Genomic DNA, 351 nt, shown 5'->3' on the forward strand with positions numbered 1-351 from the left:
TATCTACGGCACCAATTTTTAATTCAGAAAGCAGCAGCCTCACCGAAACAGGAAAATGGTCTGATGTAGTATAGGTATAGTCGCTATTGTACAGTTCGTAATGTACTCTGGCCGAACCTTCCATATAGCTGTTATCCAGTTCATTGGTGATCATAATGTGGTCGATCATGTCATTGTAATTTCCCACCACGTAAGAACGGTATCCGGCTTCACTTAGAGCCAATGTTGGAAAACTGTAGTCTTCATTGTCCTGAAGGAATTCATCATAAGTAGTGACCGTGGTGCTTACATTGGCTACAGTATAATCGAGATCATCGTTGTAATCTCCCATGATCATGACCTTATCAAGTG

Annotated in this window: 1 protein-coding gene; it reads right to left on the reverse strand. The window is 41.3% G+C overall.

What is annotated here, in order from left to right:
* Positions 1-351, reverse strand: a 351-nt coding sequence (locus HC175_RS21280) for an exonuclease/endonuclease/phosphatase family protein (protein WP_209310172.1), incomplete at both ends; no start/stop codon positions are given.

It is taken from the genome of Salinimicrobium oceani, from assembly GCF_012037645.1.